This is a genomic window from Parasutterella muris (genome assembly GCF_943193095.1).
Classification (GTDB): Bacteria; Pseudomonadota; Gammaproteobacteria; order Burkholderiales; family Burkholderiaceae_F; genus Parasutterella; species Parasutterella muris.
The window spans coordinates 16,875-38,931 of record NZ_CALPCV010000007.1; the positions used below are offsets into that span (position 1 = coordinate 16,875).

Genomic DNA, 22,057 nt, shown 5'->3' on the forward strand with positions numbered 1-22,057 from the left:
CTCCGTGCAGAGCAGGAAAGACAACGAACACAAGAGATAGGAAATACTTTTGTGTTCATTTATCGATACAAGAAAGCTATTTAATATCTAAGGGAAAACCCTTGAATATAAAAATAAAATACTTCTCTGAATGAATGTTCATTCAGAAAATCGTCTAGAATCTTTAAGTCTCATTAGTAAGCAAAAATAAATTGAGGATCCCATGATTTTTCAGAAGGTAAAAACCATAACGGTAGTCTCTGTTTTGGCGCTGGCCGCATTAACGGGATGCGACGACCAGAAGAAGGGCGGCGCCCCTGCCAACGCTATGGTCCCTCAGGTATCGGTGGTTGAAATTCAGCCTGATACAAGGGCGCAAACCACAATTCTTCAAGGAAGAACAGCTCCTTTCCTTGTTGCTGAAGTTCGTCCTCAGGTTTCAGGCATTCTGCAAAAGCGTCTGTTTAAAGAGGGCGAGGAAGTCAAAGAAGGCCAACCGCTTTATCAGATTGATCCGGCGGTTTATAAGGCTGCAGTCGAAAGCGCAAAAGCTGAAGTTGAAAGAGCCAAATCTTTGGTCATGCAGACTCGCAATAGTGCGAATCGCTATGCGCAGCTTGTTAAGACTGAAGCAGTGAGCAAACAGATGAACGAGGATGCTCAGGCAGCCTACAAGCAGGCGCAGGCTTCTTTGCTCGCTGCCCAGGCTCAGCTTAAGAATGCTGAGATTAACTTCGGCTATACCACGATCACTTCACCGATTACCGGAAAGATCGGTCGTTCTCTTGTGACGCCCGGCGCACTTTTGAGCGGCTATCAGGCCAACAACATGGCAGTCGTTCAGACGCTTGACCCGATTTATGTCGATGTCAATGAATCGAGCCGTGATCTTCTGAAGCTGAAGAAAGAGATTGCCGAGGGCCGCATCAAAGTGAATGAAGGTGCCATTCCCGTCTCTCTGACTCTTGAAGACGGAAGTGTCTATCCTCTTGAAGGCAAACTTGAACTTTCAGAAGTTTCTGTTGATGAAGGTACCGGAACAATCACACTCAGAGCGGTTTTTCCGAACCCTAATCAGACACTGCTCCCCGGTATGTATGTTCGCACGAAGCTTCCGCAGGGTCTGCGTGAAAATGCGATTTTTGTTCCGCAACGCGCAGTGCTTCGTGAATCCAACGGCTCTCCTTACGTCTATGTTGTTCAGGACGGAAAGATCGCCATTAAGAAAATTAAGACAATTAAGACTGAAGGTACTGACTGGCTTCTGGAAAGCGGACTGGAGCCCGGCGACAAGGTCGTCATAGAAGGCCTGCAGCGCATTCGCCCCGGAGTTCCGGTCAACATCGTTCCGACTATGGCCGAACAGGCAGCTCAGCAACAGAAGAAGTAACCGCAGGGTAGCAAGATGGCAAAGTTTTTTATTAATCGTCCGATTTTTGCTTGGGTGATTGCAATTGTGATCATGCTTGCCGGCACACTCTCGATTCTAAATTTGCCGGTTTCCATGTATCCGCAGATTGCTCCGCCTCAGGTGAGTATTTCCGCAACCTATCCGGGTGCATCTGCCAAGACTATTGAAGATACTGTCGTTCAGATTATTGAACAGAAGATGACCGGTCTTGACGGGTATCTGTACATGAGCTCAACCAGTGAGTCGAGCGGAAGAATCAATATTACGCTGACTTTCGCTGCCGGAACCAATCCCGATATGGCTCAGGTTCAGGTGCAGAACCGATTGGCGCAGGCACAGTCCTCGCTGCCGGAAGTGGTCCAGCGACTTGGTATTACCGTTATCAAGACGACCGCGAGCTTTCTGAAAGTTGTCGGTCTGACGTCTAAGAGCGGCAAGGTTTCTGAAGCCGAACTCGGCGACTATTTGGTCTCGCGAGTGCAGGAGCCGCTGAGTCGTGTTGAAGGTGTCGGTGAAGTTCAGGTGTTTGGTTCGGCCTTTGCGATGCGTATCTGGCTGAATCCGGAAAAGCTCTATGAATACGGATTGACACCGTCGGATGTGACAGCCGCGATTCAGGCACAAAACGTTCAGATTTCTTCCGGTCAGGTGGGCGGTCTGCCAGCTGCCAAAGGGACGGAACTGAACGCGACCATTACTTCGAGTTCGCTCCTAGAGACGCCTGAGCAGTTTGGCAATATTTTTCTGAAGACTCAGTCGAGTGGAGCTCAGGTATTCCTGAAGGATGTCGCCCGAATTGAAAAAGGCCCGCAGATGTACGAGGCGACAGCCTTTTTTAACGGTAAACCTTCTTCAGCTATCGCAATTAAGCTTGCTTCCGGCGCAAATGCTTTGAGAACTTCCGAGCTCGTCGACGAGAAGATGAAAGAGCTCTCGCAGTACTTCCCGCAGGACTACGAATACATTATTCCGTTTGACACTACTCCGTTCGTTCGTATCTCCATTAAGGGCGTGATTCAGACGCTGATGGAAGCGATTGTGCTGGTGGTTCTGGTTATGTATCTTTTCCTTCAGAACTTCCGCGCGACACTTATTCCGACGATTGCTGTGCCGGTGGTTGTACTTGGTACGTTCGGTGTACTCGGAGCTATGGGCTACTCGATCAACATGCTGACGATGTTCGCCATGGTGCTCGCGATCGGTCTGTTGGTAGATGATGCGATTGTTGTGGTGGAAAATGTTGAGCGTGTGATGGATGAAGAGCGTCTCTCGCCGCATGACGCAACAGAAAAATCAATGAAGCAGATCACGGGTGCGCTGGTCGGTATTGCGATGGTGCTTTCTGCCGTGTTCGTTCCGATGGCCTTCTTTGGAGGCTCTACCGGTGTCATTTACCGTCAATTCTCTGTCACGATCGTGGCGGCAATGGGTTTGTCTGTACTAGTTGCTCTGACGCTGACTCCGGCTCTGTGCGCGACAATTCTTCGTCCGATTAAGCACGATAAAAAACAAACAGGTTTCTTCGGCTGGTTCAATCGCGTGTTTAATTCCGGCGCGCAGTCCGCGACACATGCCGTCGGCTACATGACCAGCCGATGGAAGCGTTTCATTGTGATTTACGGTGTCATTATTGCGGGCGTGGTTTTTGGCTTTTTAAAGATTCCGACTGCATTTATGCCGGATGAGGATCAAGGTTCTTTGATGGTTCAGATTACGCTTCCGGAAGGATCGACTCGCGAACAGACTCTTCCGGTCATTGAGCGAATGCAGAATTACATGCTGACGCAAGAGAAGGAAAATGTGGAAAGCGTGATGACGGTCGCAGGCTTTAGTTTGGCCGGTATGGGCCAGAATTCTGCCATGGCCTTTGTCAAACTGAAGGACTGGAGCGAGCGTAAGCGTCCGGACCAGAAGGCTCAGGCTATTGCCGCACGTGCCAATCGTACGCTGATGAGCTGGAAAGACTCCTTCGCGTTTGGTTTTGCGCTTCCGCCGGTTCCCGAGCTTGGTATGGCTGACGGTTTTGACCTTTATTTGCAGGATCTGGGGGGCGCCGGTCATGCCGCTCTGATGGATGCCAGAAATCAGATGTTGGGTATGGCTCAGCAGAATCCGCTGCTCTATAACGTGCGTCCGAACGGTAAGGAAGATGCGCCGCAGTTACAGCTCAATATTGACTTCAGCAAAGCCGCGGCGCTTGGAGTGAGCGTTTCCGCTGTCAATAGCGCGCTTTCTACGGCTTGGGGTTCGACTTACGTTAATGACTTCTATGACAACGGCCGTATTAAGCAGGTTTATGTTCAGGGCGACGCCGATTATCGTCAGAGACCCGAGGATTTAGACAAGTGGTATGTGCGCAATGATCAGGGCAAGATGGTTCCGTTCTCCGCTTTCAGTTCTGCTGAGTGGAAGTTCGGTTCCTCCAAACTTGAACGTTTCAACGGGTTAGGTGCAGTGAACATCCAGGGCGCGCCCGCTGCAGGATTTACGACCGGTCAGGCAATGCTGGCGATGGAAGAGATCGCCAAGAGTCTGCCTTACGGATTCGGACTTGCCTGGAACGGCATTTCTTTCCAGGAACGTCAGGCCGGAGCTCAGGCCGGAGCGCTTTACGCACTGTCTATTTTGATCGTGTTCCTCTGCTTGGCCGCGCTTTATGAAAGCTGGTCAATTCCGATTGCGGTCATTATGGTGGTGCCGCTCGGTGTTATTGGAGCGCTTGGTATGACCGGCGCATTCGGAATGAATAACGATATTTACTTCCAGGTTGGTCTTTTGACAACAATCGGTTTGGTTAGTAAGAACGCGATTTTGATTGTGGAGTTTGCTAAAGAGCTCCATGAGAAAGGCATGTCGATCGTAGAGGCAGCAGCTCAGGCCGTTAAGCTCAGACTTCGACCGATTCTGATGACCTCTCTTGCGTTCGGTCTCGGCGTTCTTCCGCTTGCTAAAGCGGCTGGCGCAGGTTCAGGTGCGCAGAACGCGATCGGTATCGGTGTTCTCGGCGGTATGCTTACGGGTACTTTCCTGTGTATTTTCTTCGTACCGCTTTTCTACGTATTGATTATTAAACTGTTTGGCGACAAGACGCATAAACCTCAGACCGACGGAGAATCCAAATGAGAATCATAAAAGTTACAACATTGGCTTGCGCAGTTCTGCTTGCGTCGGGCTGTACGATGGCGCCCAAGTATGAGCGTCCCGAAGCGCCGGTTGCTCAAACGTTCCCGAGCGGAGATGCGTATGCCGATGTTGAAAAAACGGCTGCGCCGCTGCCGCTTTGGGAGGATTTCATTACTAATCCCAAGGCTCGCCAGGTTGTTCGCCTCGCGCTTGAAAACAACCGAGATCTTCGTGTTGCGCTGTTCAATGTTGAAAAGGCCTATGCCGCTTACGGCATTCAGCGCGCACAGCTTCTTCCGTCAGTTGCGGGCGGTTTAAACGAGACGGCGGGAAGAACTCCTCGTTCTGTTTCTGCGACTGGATCCGGCTATGTTTCTCACACCTATCAGGCCAATCTTTCATCCACCGCTTGGGAGCTTGATCTCTTCGGTCGAGTAAGGAGTCTCTCTGAAGCGGCATTACAGAGCTACTTTGCTGTAGAGGAAAACAGAAGTGCTGCACAAAATACGCTGATTGCCTCTGTGGCTAACGCTTGGATTAACCTTGGCGCGCAGAAGGAGCTTTTACGTCTGCAGAAGATTACGCTTGAGAGTCAGGAAAAGAGCTATAAGCTGATGGAGCAGAGTCACCGTCTAGGCGCAAGCTCGCTTCTTGAACTCGAGCAGGCCAAAACAACGGTTGCGACCGCAAGAGCAGCGGTCGCAAGCTACGAGCGCACAGTGGCTCAAGCGAGAAATGCATTGAATCTTCTCGTAGGCGCTGATGTGCCAGCGATGTTGGAGCCGGAAAAGCTCGAAGATGCGACGAACTTCGGAGCGATAGCTCCAGAAGGACTCTCAAGTGACATTCTTCTCAATCGACCAGATATTCGTGCGGCGGAAAATAATTTGAAAGCAGCAAATGCCAACATTGGCGCAGCTCGTGCAAACTTTTTTCCGAGAATTTCTCTGACGGCGGGCATCGGTTCCACGTCTCGTCATCTGAGTGATTTATTTGATGCCGGTACAGGTCTTTGGACATTTGCGCCTTCAATTTCACTTCCGATCTTTACGGGCGGAGCGAACTTGTCTACGTTGCGCCAGGCTGAAGCTCAGCAGAAGATCATGGTCGCGACTTACGAGCAGACCATTCAGCAGGCCTTTGCCGAAGTTAGTGACGCGCTTGCGACAGTAGGTACCGTGAAACAGCAGACTGCTGCGTTAAAAGATTTGGTGACGGCGACAGAACGCGCCTATACGCTATCTCAGAACCGTTACAAGAACGGTCTTGACGGATTCCTGACGGTTCTTGAAAGTCAGCGTCAGATGGTTGCAGCACAGACTAATTTCATCAGCGCTGAGTCTATGCGCCTGAGCAGCGGCATCAATCTTTACCGTGCGCTCGGAGGCGGAGCTGTTCGTGAAGAACAGACCGTCGCGGCAGCTTCTGTGAAGGGAGAGTCTTAATGGGCAGCCCTCTCAACTTAACACGTCAGGATGAGAAAAGACTGAAAATTCTCGCGGCTGCGGAGGAGACCTTTTTAGAAAAAGGTTTCCACGCTGCGAGCATGAGCGACATTGCTCGTAAAGCAGGCATCAGCACGCCGCATTTATATAACTTTTATGAGAATAAAGCGGCGATTGCGTTGTCAGTTCAGGAAAAGATGGCTGAAGAGACCTTCACGCTTTTGACCGGAGCAATGAATTCTGAACCGGAAGAGCAGGAAAAGTTTATCAAGCACCTGCTTGATCCTCGTCGAGCCTCGCTGACTCTGACGATGATGACGGAAGCGACTAGAAATCCTGTTGTCATGGAGCGTGTCGTTGAAAACGGCGAGAAACTCATGACTCAGCTTAGGGAGCACTATCACATTAAAGAGGATGACGAGGATCGACTTTTCCGTCTTGAGGTGTCGATGAGGCTGTTTCTTGGAATCAGCATTGGCAGCGTTTTTTGCGGAATCGTCGAAGGGGGAAAGCTTCGTAATATTCTTATGGAAATCAATCGTTGGCTCGTAGATAATAAATCTGAGACTAATTGTTTAAATGGTGAGGAGAAAACGAATGCTGTCTAGTCAGGAGCTCGTCCAATTTCGTCGTGATCTTCACTCCTATCCGGAGACCGGATGGTGTGAATTTGTGACAACTTTCAAGGTTGTCCAAAAATTGAGATCGTTTGGAATTGAACCTAAGTTTGGCCGTCAGATTATTAATCCGGAGTTTGTTGCAGGCCGCAATGAAAAGGCTGTAGAAGCGGCACAGAAGGCAGCGCTTGACAAAGGCGTTTCCGCAGAATTTCTGGAGCAGATGGGCGGTTATACAGGCGTACTTGCAACGATTGAAACTGGCCGTCCCGGCCCCGTACTTGCCGTTCGATTCGATATGGACTGTGTGGACGTACAGGAAGCTCTGGAAGCAGGCCATAGACCGTTTGATGAAGGCTGGGCCAGCACCAACCCGGGCCACATGCATTCCTGTGGGCATGATGGTCACACAACGATGGGTATCGGCCTTTGTTCTTGGCTTGTTGAGAACAAGGATAAGTTGTGCGGTACGATCAAGGTTCTTTTCCAGCCTGCGGAAGAGGGTGTAAGAGGTGCTCGGCCGGTTGCTGAATCAGGTGTCCTGGATGACGCGGATTACTTTTTCGGTAACCACTTGGGATTTAATCTGCCCACCGGCACGATTTCACCTGAGCCCGGACTTTTTCTAGCTTCTACCAAGCTGGATGCGGAGTTCGTTGGTTTAGCCGCACATTCAGGTGCGGACCCGCACAAAGGAAAGAATGCGCTTTTGGCTGCCGCAACTGCTGCATTAGCGGTACATGGTATCATTCGACCGGTTCAGGAAACAACTGCGCTGAACGTGGGGACGCTGCATGCTGGTCAAGGCCGCAACGTGGTTGCGCCGAATGCTTTTATGCAGCTTGAGGTTCGCGGGGAAACCGAAGAAGTCAACAGCTACATGCGTGAGGAAGCTATTCGCAAGATCAAAGCGAGCGCAGATATGTATGACTGCGAGGTGAAGATCGTTAAGGCCGGAGAAGCGACCGAATTTAAACCGGATCGTAAAGCCATTGATTTGGTTTACGAAGCGGCGATTCCGGTTGTCGGCGAAGAGATGATTAAGAAGATGGATCTGAAGCTTGGCAGCGAAGACTGTACGATTCTGCTTCGCAGAGTTCAGCAGAGGGGCGGAGTCGGTACGTTCATCATCTTTGGATGCGAGACCAAAGCAGGACATCATCAGAGGCTCTTTGACTTTGACGAGCGGGTTCTGGATATTGCAGTGTCCTTCTATAAGAATCTGGTACCGATGATTTGCGGTTTTAAATAGACTACTTATTTAAACCATAGCAAGAAGCCTTGTTCTTTGCGGAGCAAGGCTTCTTCTATATTCTCGTATTAGCGGTTGCGGTCCCTGCGGTCTTTAACCGCATGTGCGAGAGACTCAACTGCTTTAACCGTGTCGTCCCATCCAAGGCAGGCGTCCGTAATAGACTGACCGTAAACCAGTTCCTGTTCTTTGCCTTTGACGAGAGGCTGGTTGCCTTCGACAAGATTAGACTCGAGCATAACGCCCATGATGTGGCAGCTGCCGGAAGAAATTTGCCGGCAGATATCCTGTACGACGGCCAGCTGTTCCTTATGTTTCTTATGGCTGTTGGAGTGGCTTGCATCGATCATGACGGAGGGTCTCAGTCCTGCAGCCTGAAGTTTTTCGCAGCACTCGGACACGCTCTTTTCGTCGTAATTGGTTGTTTTACCGCCGCGAAGAATCACGTGGCAGTCTTCATTTCCGCCCGTAACGACAATAGCGGAGTGGCCTCCCTTGGTTACAGAAAGGAAAACATGCTCATGGGAAGCGGCATTAATCGCGTCGATAGCAATTTTCACGTTGCCATCGGTTCCGTTTTTGAATCCCACCGGGCAGGAAAGGCCGCTGGCGAGTTCGCGGTGTACTTGGCTTTCTGTTGTTCTTGCTCCGATCGCGCCCCAGGAGATTAAGTCAGCGATGTACTGAGGCGTGATCATGTCGAGGTATTCGGTGCCTGCGGGGACGCCGAGTTCGTTGATATCGAGCAGCAGCTCCCGCGCAACGCGCAGTCCGTGGTTGATGTGGTAGCTGCAGTCCAGGTCCGGGTCGTTGATCAGGCCTTTCCAACCGATTGTGGTTCTCGGTTTTTCGAAATATACGCGCATGATGATTTCGAGATCATCAGCAAACTGTCTGCGAAGGTCGACGAGTTTTTCTGTATATTCGACCGCCGCTTTCGGGTCATGGATTGAGCACGGACCAACGATGACTAGCAGGCGGTCGTCCAAGCCGTGAATGATTTCATGGCCCGCGGTACGGGCAAGGTGTACGGTTGTTGAAGCAAGCTGTCCGCAGGGAAATTCTCTGATCAGGTAAGAAGGTGGAGTAAGTTCTCTTATTTCTTTGATTCTGACGTCATCGGTATTGAAAGCCATTATTTATTCTCCGTTTATCCGCGATATCCGAGGTTGGCAATAAAAAACCGCCGGGACCTTTTGGTACGGCGGTTAAGTTTAAGTGACTCCTGATTATGCGTGCAGAGTATCCTTTTCCGCCGACAGCGAAAAATAAAAGCTAAAGTAATAAAAGAAAAACTGTGCTGCACGCATGATTCAGTATTCAATGATTGAAAAATGATTGATATAGATAAAATTTACTTCAAAAATTGCTGTTATGCGGAATTATTTGCAGACTTTTTTAAAGACATATCGTTTCCCCTACAGTCGGAGGAAACAGATTTATGACTAGAATAAATGCTTGGGGGGAGTTTTCTGTAGCGCTAATTGGCAGGATCAGGGAAGAAAATTAAGAGAGGGGTGAGTTACTGGTTTGGGTGAGATATCCTCGCTAACTTTATTTGTGAGTATGTGTTTTTTAGAAACGAATCATCAGGGACGGAAATCGAGAGATACCTTCGAGAATGAAATTTCTTATTGCGTGTTTATATGTAGCCTATAATTTTTAGTTGAAATATGAAGGTAGATTTTTATAATAAGTCATACAAAATAAAGAAACCTCGAGGATAAAATGTCTAGAATGCAACCCCCCCCCTATATAGGATCCCAACGGAAATATAACAACAATCCCCATAGCAATCATAGATTAGGCTTCGGTAGCTTTGGCCATTTTTTGTTGACTGGGAAAAAATCTCATCATTCTATACATCCCCTCGCAATAGCTGTACTTGCGACGTGTGGTTTGGCTGTCACTGCTCCGAATGTGATTGATCCAGTTTTTGCCGCGGACTGGGACGGTACTAATCCCGATGTGCTCCAAATCGTTACTCCCAATCTGGGTGACGTTCACTCCGTCGTCAAGGACGTCGGAACTACTGGGGATCGTTACGATTTGGACACTGGCAACCATAACTGGTTGTGGACAGTGCAGGGAACGGAGGTTGAGAATCCGCAACTTGAAATAATTGTCAAGGATGTTGTAACAGACACGCAGAATGAGAATAAATTCTCTGACACCTATGGTAAAACTAAGGCATTATGGATTACAGCAAGTTTACAAACGATTTTAACTGACACTAAATATGAGAATTATGGGCAGTACATGACGTTAGCAAACGCAACGTCGGCAGGGCCAAATTACAGTTCAACAACAAACAAATCTAGTGTAATTCTTAATTTTAAGAAAGGGTCTGCTATTCTGGCTAAAGTATATGGCGCTAGAAATGATCTTGGCGGAGGAACTTCGCTAGATGGTTACGATGTGGACGCGGGTAATGCGAACGATAACTCTGTTGTCGTGAATATGGCTGAGAGTTCGAAGTTCTATGCGAAATTAGTTTTTGGGGGTCGATCTTCCCAGCTTGATTGTGTTCAGAATGTAGTACATGCAGGGTTTGAGACAAATCGCAATTCCGTTCAAATCAATGGCACTATTGTAGAGGGGGGTGCGCGAACCCTAGAAACGAATAATGCATCTTTGGGTTTGGTCATTACGAAGGGAATTTTTGGTGCCGAGGGATACCAGGCAAATAACAATCGAGTAAATCTGAATAATGTTGCCGTAGTAGCAGGGATGGCAGATGCGCGTAAGCTGGGCTTGGTAGGCGGCCGTGGGCTCTATTACTACCGAATTAATTCAACTGATACCGGTGAATATAAAGAAGTCGTTTACGGATCAGATGAATTTTACAAAGATGATGGGGATAGGTCTGGTCAAAGGGTTTCTGCTATCGCGAATAACAACATAGTTACTATAAAAAATAGTTATTTAGGTTATTATGTTGACGCAAAAAACAACGATATGTCGTGGCACGATTATCCCGATGAAGAAGGCTCTGGCGTCGGTTTTAGTGTGTACGGAGGTTGGTCTACAGGTGTTGCAGCTGACAACATAGTTGCAGCAGAAGGCTCAGTAATTAATGGCAATGTCATTGGAGGCCTGGAATTTCAGGATCAGCTCAAGATTCAAGAAGAGGATGGTGTATATCAATTCAGAGATCTGCATACTAATCTGGTTTCATTGAAAGATACGACAATTAAAGCTGGAGCCATATACGGCACTACAACGGCGGAGGGTGAGTTACAACCAGATAGTGCCACAAGTTATTATCAGACGAACTCTCTTAATGAGAAGACAACACAGGCAGTCAATCGTAGGCGGGGTGCTGCGTATATTGCCGGAGATGTTGAAGCTGATTCCGCATATGTTCGGTATATCACTTTTGGACAGTATGTAGACACTAAGGCTTTGGATGGAACTTTTGATGTTTTCCGAAACTATTATCCTGGTTCAAACACTGAAGGGGTTGACGGAGTAGGAATTCCATTGGATGAAGATCCACTTGAAAAGGCAACTCGTCGTTTTGCAGAGGATGCGAAAGAAAGTATCCATCTTGGTCAACAGGTTGCTGGTTCCTACCTTATCAATAGGAAAGGATATCATTCCAGCTTAAAAGCGACTGATAGCTCTCAAAGTAATGTTACAGATAAGCTGCACAACTTCTGGGTAGGCGCTTACGCAAATTTATCAGATGGAATCTCTGGGGACGGGAAATCTTTTAATACAAAGGTAAGTCTGTTTAATAAAGATGACGGAAGCGTTAATCATGGTTATGTAGGCGGAGAATTATCTCTTCTGACTCATGACGACGGCATGTGGTATAGCTACGTCACCGATACTAGTGTTGGGGGTGAAGTTTCCAACCACAGACCGGCATTAATGCACCAGTTTAGGTATCACTACCAAGGTCTTGTACTTTATTTAGGTATGAACGATGGTAGTGGTGACGTCCCGGCGGTCCAAATTTCTTTTGATGAAATTGCTAACTTCAGGGAGAGTCAGGGACAAAACACCAACGCATTTGGAAACACTTTTGTCGGAATTATCAAAGATGGCATTGTGTATCAAAAAGTGTCAGTAGAAGATGGCGATAGCTCCGTCAAAGCGAGTGAAATGACGTTTGACGTCCCGTTTACAATCTATCAAAGCAAGCCAAAAGACAAAGCTTCGGAGGAGACAGTGCCTGTCGCTGTTGCAAAAGCTACTTATGGCTTCTATAAATATCTACATTTTGACGGGCACGACGGTGTACTCGATGACGGGACAATAGGTAAGGTTTCAGATCTGGGAACGGAAGCAGGTATCGGGCTAAAGTACTGGCTAAAGAGCCTGGATATTACTAAGGGCGAAAGTCTTGTTTTGAACGGTTGGAATAAAGAGGTTGATCCCAATGGTCTCGTTATTGAAAATTTCGAGTCAGGAGATACCTCAAAACCCAAGCAGGAACTCTTTACTTTATCAGCTGAACTTACTGGTGAGGGAGGTGTCACTATCGCAAAGGACTCTACGGTGATTATCGGTAGTCCTAATACTATTTACAATATTGATACTGAAAAAACAGACACTAAACCAAAAGTTCCCGGAGAGGGAAAAGCGCTTTATGAAGTCGTATACAAGACACCTCAGCCAAACTCCTACACAGGGGCTACGATAGTCTCAGAAGGTGCGATGCTGGTTCTCGGTATCGATGGAGCTTTAGGGAAAAATGATACTAAATATACCTCACAACTTCATATAGGCTCTCCTGAAGCAGGTACTAAACCTGCAAACGTATATCTGCAGGGGCATGTACAGACAGTAGGTGCCTTGCAGGTTCAAGCGGGATCAGTGCTTGACTTTAACCAAGCTGCTGCGATTTCATTTGGAGAAACTGATCCAGACGAATATCAGGCGAATATGGGCTCAACAGGCGGGGAACTTACAGTCAAGAATCAAGCTGGTAGTGTAGTGAGTAACGATAATATTGCCGGCAGTCTTAAGGGCAGTGCTTCTTCGAAACTGACATTTATCGACAGAGCATCTTATATTCGATCTAATAACCCAGATTTCAGTGGCACAGTTGAGCTGAAATCTTCGAGTATCTATCTTACTTCTCCGGAAGCTTTGATTGGCGCAGCCGTTCATGTAGATAAAGATTCTTCTTTGTATTTTGATATTACGAAGAATGTAGGCGCGCGAGCAAGTGCTTTAGGTGCCGCAGAGAAAGTCGTTGATGAAAATATTTATACGGCATCTATAAAGACAATTGCGAATAACGGATCTGTGTATTTGTCTCATCAGGTCAGAGGAGATGCTGCAATACCGTTGAATGTTTCGTTAAATAAGGTTCATATAGGTACTTACACCGGAGGATCAGATTCAAAATTGTTCTATCAAGGTTTTGTACAAGGGTTGATGAACTCTGATGTTGACGTAGTTTATGCGGATACGGCCTCTGGTAAGTCAACCGTTTACTTTACCAATGAACAGGGGGGATTTGGAGCGCTCAATAATTCGAGAGGAGAGTATGTTGGTAAAGACGGGATTCTGATTTTCGAGGTTAAGGATCCAGTTGCGAAAGTCACGCTTTCTTTTCCGGCGGAAAAAGGAGAAGTTCTCAGAGTGGTCGCCAGAGATAATGAAAAATTTGTATGGGGATATCATCTTGTGGAACAAGGAGAAGATGGTAACGACTGGTACCTGGTGAATAGCCACGAGGATCTAAAGCCTAAAGATGACCTGCGCCCCGAGGGCGGGGCCTATATGGCTAACTCTCAGTCTTGGGCGAAGATGCATATGCGTCTGCATGATCGATTCGGTCAGGCTTATTACCTTGATCCGTTCGATGGCAAGGAAAAACCAGCGGCGGCTTGGGTTCGTCAGGTCGGAAGTCATTCTCACTTTAAGTCCGGCGGCGGAGCAAGCAAGACACATGCCCGCACTGCAGTTACTCAGATCGGCTCGGACTTGATTCGCAATGAGATTAACGAGGACTGGAAGTACATTGGCGGCGTCTTTGCAGGCGGTCTGTATCACAGAGCTGATACGAGAACATTTGATGTTGCTAAATCACGATCAGACGGTTATGCGACCGGTATCTACGGAACCCTTTATACAGGCAACAGTCCGGATGATGGCTTTTATGTAGACACATGGCTGCTGTACGGTCGCTATGACAACAAGCTGTGGGGCGGGATGACGTCGACGTTTGATTACAAGTCTCATGGCTGGGTTTGGTCGGTGGAAAGTGGGTACACGATTCCTATTGGCGAATCCGGCACAAAGGATTTCAATAAGGTGATTTGGACCTTCCAGCCAGAAGTACAGTTGGTGTGGGACGGAGTTAAAGCCAAAGACGGCTATGATTCAACCGATACTAAGTACAAGCAGCTTGGTAAGGACAATGTGTCGATTAGAGTTGGCGCAAGAGTTCACGGTAATTACATGAACAAAGGTCTTGGATTCATCGAAGGGAACTGGATCCACAACACTAAGAAGACCGGTGTTCAGATGGGCAGCTCGAAGACTTACATGGACGGCGGCCGTGATCTGGGCGAATTCCGTATGGGTCTTGAAGGGCATATAACGCGTAATACGCTTGGTTGGGCGAGTGTCGGGGTTCAGGCCGGTAAAGCCGGATACCACAACGAAACCGCGCAAATTGGTATCAAGTACATGTTCTGATCTTTGGGAAGCTAAGGAGGATTCCTTCTCCTTCTCCCGGAACATCTAACGGAATCCATATCATGAAAAAAGAAAGCAAAATATTTGGAATTATCATTCTGTCAGCGGCTGTACTTGGTCTGAGCGCCTGTGCTTCTTATGATCATAAGGACTACCCGCGAGAGAGCTGGTTTGCGCAGCCGACTCAGGTTATCGAGGCAGATCAGTTTAAAAAGGCTGAAGAACCCCTGAAAGTCTCTCTGGTTGTTAACTACCTCTGGGAGGGACGCCCTATCGTGACAGAGCCCTTTGAGGAGCGTCCTGCTGACTGGCGTGAACAGTACGGATTGTGGTTCGCGGCAGAACGCTATTTAGAGGAAACTGGCCTCTTTAAGATCGTTAAGGAGGACGATAAGGAAAAACAGGGCGTGATGACGATTGACGTGACTCGCGCCATGAGTGGGAAGACGAAAGCGGCAGTTGCGGCTAAAAAAGCGGATCCGGATAACCATCCTGAGAAGATTGTCTACGAGTACGACATGACGATGAAGATGGACCTTTCGCTTGCGGACGGCAAGAAGTTTGAAGCTGTGCCCAAGACGGACCATATGTTTGTCGGCCACGAAGATTCGAAGGAAAAAGAATTAGGTCAGGATCCGAAACGCTTTACGTTCTCGTACTTTAACAACATGGACTTCCATACAGAGTTTGTCCGTCGTTTCTACAAACAGATGATTTTTGAAGGGGTTAAAAAGCTGGAAAACAAATTGCCTTGATGGAACAAGGCAGTTGAAAGATTTTATCTTTTGTAGTACTTAGACCATCCAAATGTGAAGTCATTCCTCAGTAGGCTTCGCTGGTCGGCTCCTCGTTTCTTTTAAAGATCGAGGAGCAATTTTTATTATAGAGACGAACGAAGCCAAGGGATAGAGCTTTTAGAACAGACGGATGATCGCAAATACAGTAGGAATCGTTCGGGCTTACCCGGTAAAACTGTAGATCCATCTGCCGAAGTTCTCTTTGAGTACGTCAGCTATAAAAAGAACTCCGGCGCCGTTTGAGGCGCCGAAGTGTTCGGAAAAATCTTCAGAAGGTTAAAGCCCGGATTCTTCGAGGAGCTGAAGGATTTACTTTTGACGTTTGCCGAAGAGACTGTCTGAGTGCTTCAGGCTCCTTTGTATGAAGAACCAATCCCCGATTTAGAAGTTGTGACTTAATCCGCTGCTGATTGTCCAGCTGTTGTAGTTATCCACCGAGCTGACCGCTTTCTTACCTCTGCCGTAGCCTGCGTACGTATAGAACAGCGTGCGCTTGCTGATCGGATATTCGTACGCAGTCGCAACGGACCAAAGACGATAATCGTCGTCTTCCGCGCCTTTAATCTTGCCGATGCCGTAGTTGCCCTGCAGCTTGGCTGTGCCGCCTGCGGCCGGAATGCCGATAGAAGCGGAGAAGCCGTGCTGGTTGGCACCGTCCTTGCCCATGCTGTCCGGTCTGACGTAGTCAGAAAGACGGGAAGAATGGTTGGCATACTGGTAAGCGCCGTAGAGCGTCGCCCATCCGAAATCGTAAGAACCGCCGACTGTGAAGACGTTGGAAGCTTTATAGCCCAAGGTCTTGTTGTCGTACATTTCCCAAATCGCGCTAAAGAGCGCTTTGCCGGCAGCATACTCATAGCCGACACCGTAGTAGTGATCGTTCCTGGACCATTTTTCACTGTCTCCTCCGATGCCGTTCGAGTACATCAGAGTGACAGTGGAGCCGTTGAAAGACGGAGTCTTGTAAACGGCCATATTGTCATAACGGTCGGAGAGAATGAATGTCCCGTAAATATTGCCGTTGTTGTAGTACGAGGTCCAGAGGGAAGAGCCGTGAAGGATGGTGTAGGTGCCGCAGTCAGAAGAAAGACCGCCGGTGCGGCCGAAAGCGGCTTCACCAAAAGGAGCAGTGATGGAAAGCGTGGACTGACGGGCAAATGCTTTGCTCAAATTCATCGCTTCGCCGCTGAAGGTCTTAAAGCCCTGCTCCAGGATAAAGCCGATGCTGTAGCCGCTGCCAAGATCTTCTGTTTCGCGGATGCCGAAGCGGGACCCCGCCCAGATGCCGTTGTCAAAGCCGATGCGTGTGTCGCCGCCTCTGACTTTGGAGACCGCAATCGCGCCGTCAATGACACCGTAAAGCGTGACATTGGACTGAGCGTAAGCTGCCGGAACTGAAAAGGCGCACAGCAGAGCAGACATGATGAGTGATTTTTTCATGATTTGTCTCCTCCCTGATCAGCGCTTTTCGCCCATGATGAGTTTCTTGCCGTTTTCAATGTCGGTCGTGTAGACGCGGTCGACATTGACGTACGGAACGATCGAGCGGTAGTCTTTATAGAGCTTTTCAGATCCTTTACCCATCTTGAAGTCGCCCTTCAGATTCTTTCTGAGGTCGATTGCTTGGGCGGCGTGAAGCAGTTCAAGACTGTAGATGTAGCCCATGTTGTCTGCGATCTTGCCGAGACGCTCTGCAACCAGAGGAAGATTGGTGTAAGTGTCTTCAATGTCGCCGGCGACCGGAGTACCGAGAACGGATACAGGGTTGCTGAGCGCGATGTTTTCAGAGTGCAGCGCGACAAACGGTTTCTGGATGGCGCCGAATGCGTGTCCTTTGTTGCTCGGGTCACTCAGAAAACGAGTCAGACCGGTGAAGTGGTCATCAGAGAGATGAATGGTTCTCTGAACACTGTTGTGAGACAGATGGCTCATTGCCATGCCAAGTCTCTGGGCAGCGATCGCGACCGGCAGCGGCTCGAAGTTGGCTGTCGGAATAATGGCGCCGGCAGCTTTCTTGTCACCGACGAAATACTGAGCAACCTGATCATGCTCAGCGTAGTCTTTGTCCGCATTCAGGATTGTGGCGGGATTGTCGTCGGAAGAGTTGATCTGAACAGCGAGTTCTCGGTCAAGATGGTTAAGTGCGTTTCTGGCTTCACGAATCGTGTATACGGTGGTTCTGAAGGAGAGCGGATCCTGCAGCGCGCGGGAAGCGTCTTTCTTCCAAAGGTAGGAACCTTCAAGATTAGTGCGGATTTTTTCCGCTTCTTTATCCAGTCCGTCAAAAGGATGTACTTTGACAGCCTGAGGGAGTACCGGAGCGATGTTGCCGTTAAGACCTTCAAGGCTCAGCGCAAAGACAGTCGGAGAAACGTCGATAACGCGTCTTGCGTCCTTGGCGGCTTTCATAATCTGCGCAGCCGCGGCCGCATTGGTAGAAAGAATGGCGAGCGCATCCTTGCCTTCCGGATCAAGCGGCTTGATGCCGGCTTTATCAAGCGCTTCCTTGCCGGAGACTTCTTTTCCGTTCACTTTGGCTTTCCACTCGCCCATCATGACCGCACCGATGTGCGAGGAGAGTGTGATGTCGGCTTCACCAACCGAACCGCGGGAAGGAATCTGAGGCGTAATGCCTTTATTCAGGAATTCTTTATAGAGTTCGGCGACATAAGGCTGAGCACCGGTCTGGCCGGCAAGCAGCGTGTTCAGGCGAATAACCATCTGCAGACGAGTCAGTTCATCCGACATCATCGGTCCGATGCCTGCAGAGTGACTTCTTAAAGCGTTGCGGTTAAAGGCCTTGGAGGCGTCAATAACCTCTTGGGAGAGTTCTCCATGAGAGTTAAAGAGCGGTTTGTCTTTGTTGAGACCGACGCCTACCGTCAGACCGTAGACCGGAGTACCGCGCTTGGCAGCCGCAAGTACAAGCTCATGGGCGTCTTTAAGACGCTGCATGGCTTCCGGAGCAATTGCAACAGTATCTTTGCCTTCAGCGATGGCCCAGGCTTGATCCTGAGTAAGGTGCGCACCGTCAAGAGTGACGACGCCTGCGTTGGCGGTAGCTGACATAACAAGGAGAGCAAGAAGAGAATATTTCATGATTGTACCTTTGAGACTGAGTTTGATTTTGTCGGTGACTACTTCTGCTGATACTTGAAGGAGTGGCAGTTGTTGCAGTAAGCCTGCTGTGCCGGTTTATGTTCGCTGTGGCAGGCAGTGCAGGAAATGCCGCTTCCGTAATGATGACTTGCATGCGGATTAGGTTCTCCGTTGGGTAGCTTGGCCGTTCTCTGTGCGAGAGCTTCATAGCTCTGATGACAGGTTAAGCAGGCCTTATTGTCCGGAGTGACAAAAGCGTTTCCATTGACGGCGTTTCCCCGTGTATGGCAGACGGCGCAGTCTTTAGCAGCGGCCTGATGCTGCGGTTTGAGCTGCTGAGCGCCGGCAAACGCACCGGACAGCGAGAAGGCGATAAGAAGAGCGGAGATGATTTTTTTCATGTTCGTTTCCTTGAGTTGAGTTCTTAGAGGTCAGCGGCAGGAGCTTTAGCAGCAGCGGCACCTGCGACGCGTCCGGTGACAAGACCGTCAGCGATGGCGCATCCGCCGAGACGGCTTGCACCGTGCGTTCCGCCTGTCACTTCACCTGCGGCATAAAGACCGGGGATCGGCTGCTGAGTGCGAACATTGATGACTTCAGCGTCCTTAGTGATACCGACACCGCCCATGCAGTAGTGCACTTTTGGCCAGACGCGGGCGGCATAGAACGGAGCCGTTTTAATTTCAATGGCGATATCAAGAGGACGGCCGCACTGGGCGTCTTTCTTAGCGCGGATATAACCGTTGAATTCTTCAACTTGCTTAATAAGCGCTTCTTTGGGAATTCCGTAGTGGTCGGCGAGTTCTCCGATCGTGTTGAATTTCTTGATCACGCCGTATTTGAGACCGTTGGGCAGTGTCTGGGCGAGTTTGGCGCCTTCGCTGTCTGTAAAACAGATCGGATAGACTGGTTTTCCGTTTTCATCCAGTTGCTGAAGGATTGCGTCTGCGCGGGCCTTGCGGTCGGCAAGCTCGTCCACAAAGCGGCGGCCGGTACGTTTATCAACCATGATGCCTTTCGGGAAGCCGGCAATAGTGTTGAACTGAGAGACCAGGCCGAAACCTCTTTCGTCGGGAGAAGACCATGGTCCGAGCTGAATCTGATCAAGCTGAACAGGCAGAGCGCCAAGTGCGAGCATGGCCTGAAGCACTTCACCGGTGGCGCCGGGATGGTTGGTCGATTCAAGGTTCGGCCCGAGCAGCGGGTCCTGCTGCATGCGGAAAGCGACGTTCTGAGAGAAGCCGCCCGCGGCTGCGATGATGCCGCGTCTAGCGCCGTAGACTTGGGCAATGCCGGAACTCGGTTTTTCATAATTGTGGCGCTCAAGCACTTTGACACCGATCACTCGGCCGTCTTTGTCCTGGACGAAATCCGTTACGGCGCAGTTTAAATGCATGTCCACGCCGAGTTTGCGCGCGGCTTCGACAAGCGGACGGGTAATGCCGCCGCCGGTACTTTCAATGGTCTGCATAATGCGCGGAACGCTGTGGCCGCCGAAATGCTGAACAAACGGCTTGTACTGCACTCCGTACTTCACGGTAAAGTCAAAAGCGGGACGTGTGCCGTAAACAATGTTCTTGAGAAGATCAACGTGACTTAGGCCGCGGCCGGACTTGATCATGTCCTGAAGCATCAGTTCGGGAGAGTCTTTAATGCCTTCTTTTGCCTGAAGGGGAGAACCTGCGACAGCGAATGCTCCTCCGTTAATGGCAGAGTTGCCGCCAAAAGCGGGCATTTTTTCGAGCAGCATGACGGAGCGTCCCTGCTCAACCGCTTCCAGAGCGGCGGCAAGACCGGCAAAGCCGCTTCCGATGACGATGACGTCGGCGACTTTGTTAAATTGCGGTTTGTTTCCCTGTGCGCGAAGCGGAGCGGCCATACAGGCAAGAGCGGAACCACCTAAAGCCGAAAGCTTGAGAAAAGAGCGGCGGGATTGTTGTTTCATATTTTCTCCAAGGATTAATGTATTGGGATTACTTGGGAATATGCAAACACCGTGCCAACTTTTTCGATGACATATAACCTATTGATAAATAAGAGATAAAGTTTATATCAGTATTTTCCGCATTTTGCATTCACGATATTTCGGAGAATAAAATTAACGAAATATCATAAAAAAACGAAATGTCGTGAAAGAAGATCTCTATCTCAAGTGCATTCTGTCGATGATTTCGACATTGGACGCCAACGTGTCGCTCAAGAACGTGTTTAACGAACTGAATCCGTATTTTCATGCGGACGGAGCGTTTATCAATGTTTTTGACCAGCAGAAGCGCGAGGTTGTGTTCGTAGCACATTGCCGTGAGGACGGAGAGACAGCTCCGCTCGGCTCTGTGAAGCCTCCGCCGGGGCTTGTTCCGCTTCGAGCGGACCGCTCCGCCTATATCGGAAGCGATATTGAAACCGATCCGTTTACCAAATATGTGGTGCAGGCAAAGGTCGGAACAGTGAAATCTTTTTTGATGCTGAGTCTCGATCAGGACGGAGCTCATTTGGGCGTCGTCTGCTTTTACAGCCGCTTCCTGGATAATTTCAGCGAGGAGCAGCGAGTGTTCCTGGCGCGCCTTCATGACATGTTCTGCTTGGTGACGAGCAATGCCCTGAACAAAATTCTCTTTTGCAACAATGCCGAGCTTGAGTACGAGAACAGTGCTCTTAAAACCTCAGAAGAGCAGGGCCGCAGGAACCTTATCCGAGCCTTCGAAGAAACCACGCCGGCTCTCTCGCCGCTCGCAGCAAAGATTCGGCAGATCGGGCCGACCGAGGTCACGGTGCTGATTCTCGGCGAGACCGGCACCGGTAAGGAAGTCATCGCGGATTTAGTGCACCGCTTGTCTAAACGCAGGAACGCCCCGTTTATTAAGGTTAACTGCGGCGCGATCGCTGAGACATTGATGGATGCCGAGTTCTTCGGTTACGAGAAAGGCGCTTTTACGGACGCTAAGGCGGCAAAAGCGGGAATTTTTGAGCAGGCAGACGGCGGTACGCTCTTTTTGGATGAAATCGGAGAACTCTCTCCAGCCTCTCAGGTTCGCCTGCTTCGCGTGCTTCAGCAGCGGGTGGTACGCCGGCTTGGTTCGGAAAAAGATAAGAAAGTGGACTTCCGCCTGATCGCAGCGACGAATCGAGATTTATCGGCGATGGCGCAGGAGGGATCTTTTCGACAGGACCTCCTCTATCGCCTGAATTTGTTTCCGCTCGAAGTGCCTCCGCTTCGGGAGCGCAGGGCAGATATCGCTCCGCTTTCCAAGCTGTTTCTCTCTCGGCTTGTCGGCAAATACGGTTTAACGCAAAAGCCGCTCCTTTCCGAGCAAAGCGTTCTGACAATGACTTCCTATGACTGGCCCGGAAATGTGCGTGAATTAGAAAACACGCTGGAGCGCTCGCTTCTGCTTTCTAATGATTCGCGAGAAATAGAGGTTGTGCTGTCTTCGGTGTCAGAGCCCGCTTTCAGGCGCGTGCCTGCCGACGGTATCGGCGGAGCGAGGACGCTTCCCGATTTTGAGACCATGCAGAAGGACTACTTTGTCCGATTGCTTCGGTCATGTTCCGGCCGTATTTCCGGTGAACATGGAGCAGCAAAAGCCGCAGGCCTTCACCCGAATACCTTGAGAAGCCGCCTGGAAAAACTCGGGATCGATTTTAAAAACGTCGGACACGAATAAAAAATCCCG

General features: G+C 49.4%; 13 protein-coding genes. 8 read left to right on the forward strand and 5 right to left on the reverse strand.

From position 1 onward, the window contains the following. The first annotated feature begins 202 nt into the window (after positions 1-202). From NFR90_RS04035 to NFR90_RS04055, 5 genes are read left to right on the forward strand one after another with little or no spacing between them, the layout of a single operon-like run. Positions 203-1,369, forward strand: coding sequence for an efflux RND transporter periplasmic adaptor subunit (locus tag NFR90_RS04035; protein WP_160336243.1), 1,167 nt, complete (start codon positions 203-205; stop codon positions 1,367-1,369). 15 nt (positions 1,370-1,384) lie between these two features. Beyond that, positions 1,385-4,513, forward strand: a complete 3,129-nt coding sequence (locus NFR90_RS04040) for an efflux RND transporter permease subunit (protein WP_251450917.1) — start codon at positions 1,385-1,387, stop codon at positions 4,511-4,513. Then, a complete protein-coding gene (locus NFR90_RS04045; protein ID WP_160336241.1) occupies positions 4,510-5,958 on the forward strand; it encodes an efflux transporter outer membrane subunit in 1,449 nt (482 codons plus the stop codon). The genes NFR90_RS04040 and NFR90_RS04045 overlap by 4 nt, the downstream gene beginning before the upstream one ends. After that, the gene (locus NFR90_RS04050; RefSeq protein WP_160336240.1) at positions 5,958-6,566 is read left to right on the forward strand and encodes a TetR/AcrR family transcriptional regulator; all 609 of its coding nucleotides are present in this window, start codon (positions 5,958-5,960) and stop codon (positions 6,564-6,566) included. Before NFR90_RS04045 ends, NFR90_RS04050 begins: the two co-directional genes overlap by 1 nt. Continuing rightward, a complete protein-coding gene (locus NFR90_RS04055; protein ID WP_251450919.1) occupies positions 6,556-7,827 on the forward strand; it encodes an amidohydrolase in 1,272 nt (423 codons plus the stop codon). Before NFR90_RS04050 ends, NFR90_RS04055 begins: the two co-directional genes overlap by 11 nt. A 68-nt stretch (positions 7,828-7,895) precedes the next feature. On the opposite strand, the gene aroG is transcribed toward NFR90_RS04055, so the two are convergent. Beyond that, positions 7,896-8,966 carry a 3-deoxy-7-phosphoheptulonate synthase AroG gene (gene aroG / locus NFR90_RS04060; protein WP_277612792.1) on the reverse strand — a complete coding sequence of 357 codons (1,071 nt, stop codon included), beginning with the start codon at positions 8,964-8,966 and terminating at the stop codon, positions 7,896-7,898. 781 nt (positions 8,967-9,747) lie between these two features. Here aroG and NFR90_RS04065 point away from each other — a divergent pair. Further along, positions 9,748-14,487: an autotransporter outer membrane beta-barrel domain-containing protein gene (locus tag NFR90_RS04065; protein WP_251450921.1), complete on the forward strand. Its 4,740-nt coding sequence runs from the start codon at positions 9,748-9,750 to the stop codon at positions 14,485-14,487. Between the two features lie 62 nt (positions 14,488-14,549). Then, positions 14,550-15,242: a hypothetical protein gene (locus tag NFR90_RS04070; protein ID WP_251450923.1), complete on the forward strand. Its 693-nt coding sequence runs from the start codon at positions 14,550-14,552 to the stop codon at positions 15,240-15,242. 423 nt (positions 15,243-15,665) lie between these two features. Here NFR90_RS04070 and NFR90_RS04075 read toward each other — a convergent pair whose 3' ends face one another. The 4 genes from NFR90_RS04075 to NFR90_RS04090 are packed head-to-tail and all read right to left on the reverse strand — an operon-like array spanning position 15,666 to position 20,328. After that, entirely contained in the window at positions 15,666-16,724 is a 1,059-nt protein-coding gene (locus tag NFR90_RS04075; RefSeq protein WP_251450925.1) for a porin, read from the reverse strand. A gap of 18 nt (positions 16,725-16,742) precedes the next feature. After that, complete coding sequence (locus NFR90_RS04080) at positions 16,743-18,383, reverse strand: HAL/PAL/TAL family ammonia-lyase (protein WP_251450928.1); 1,641 nt, start codon at positions 18,381-18,383, stop codon at positions 16,743-16,745. A 38-nt stretch (positions 18,384-18,421) separates the two neighbouring features. Further along, positions 18,422-18,784: a cytochrome c3 family protein gene (locus NFR90_RS04085; RefSeq protein WP_251450930.1), complete on the reverse strand. Its 363-nt coding sequence runs from the start codon at positions 18,782-18,784 to the stop codon at positions 18,422-18,424. Between the two features lie 23 nt (positions 18,785-18,807). After that, complete coding sequence (locus tag NFR90_RS04090) at positions 18,808-20,328, reverse strand: flavocytochrome c (RefSeq protein WP_251450932.1); 1,521 nt, start codon at positions 20,326-20,328, stop codon at positions 18,808-18,810. A gap of 184 nt (positions 20,329-20,512) precedes the next feature. Here NFR90_RS04090 and NFR90_RS04095 point away from each other — a divergent pair, with 184 nt between their 5' ends. Next, on the forward strand, positions 20,513-22,048 hold the full coding sequence (locus NFR90_RS04095) for a sigma-54-dependent Fis family transcriptional regulator (RefSeq protein WP_251450933.1): 1,536 nt from the start codon (positions 20,513-20,515) through the stop codon (positions 22,046-22,048). Positions 22,049-22,057 lie beyond the last annotated feature (9 nt).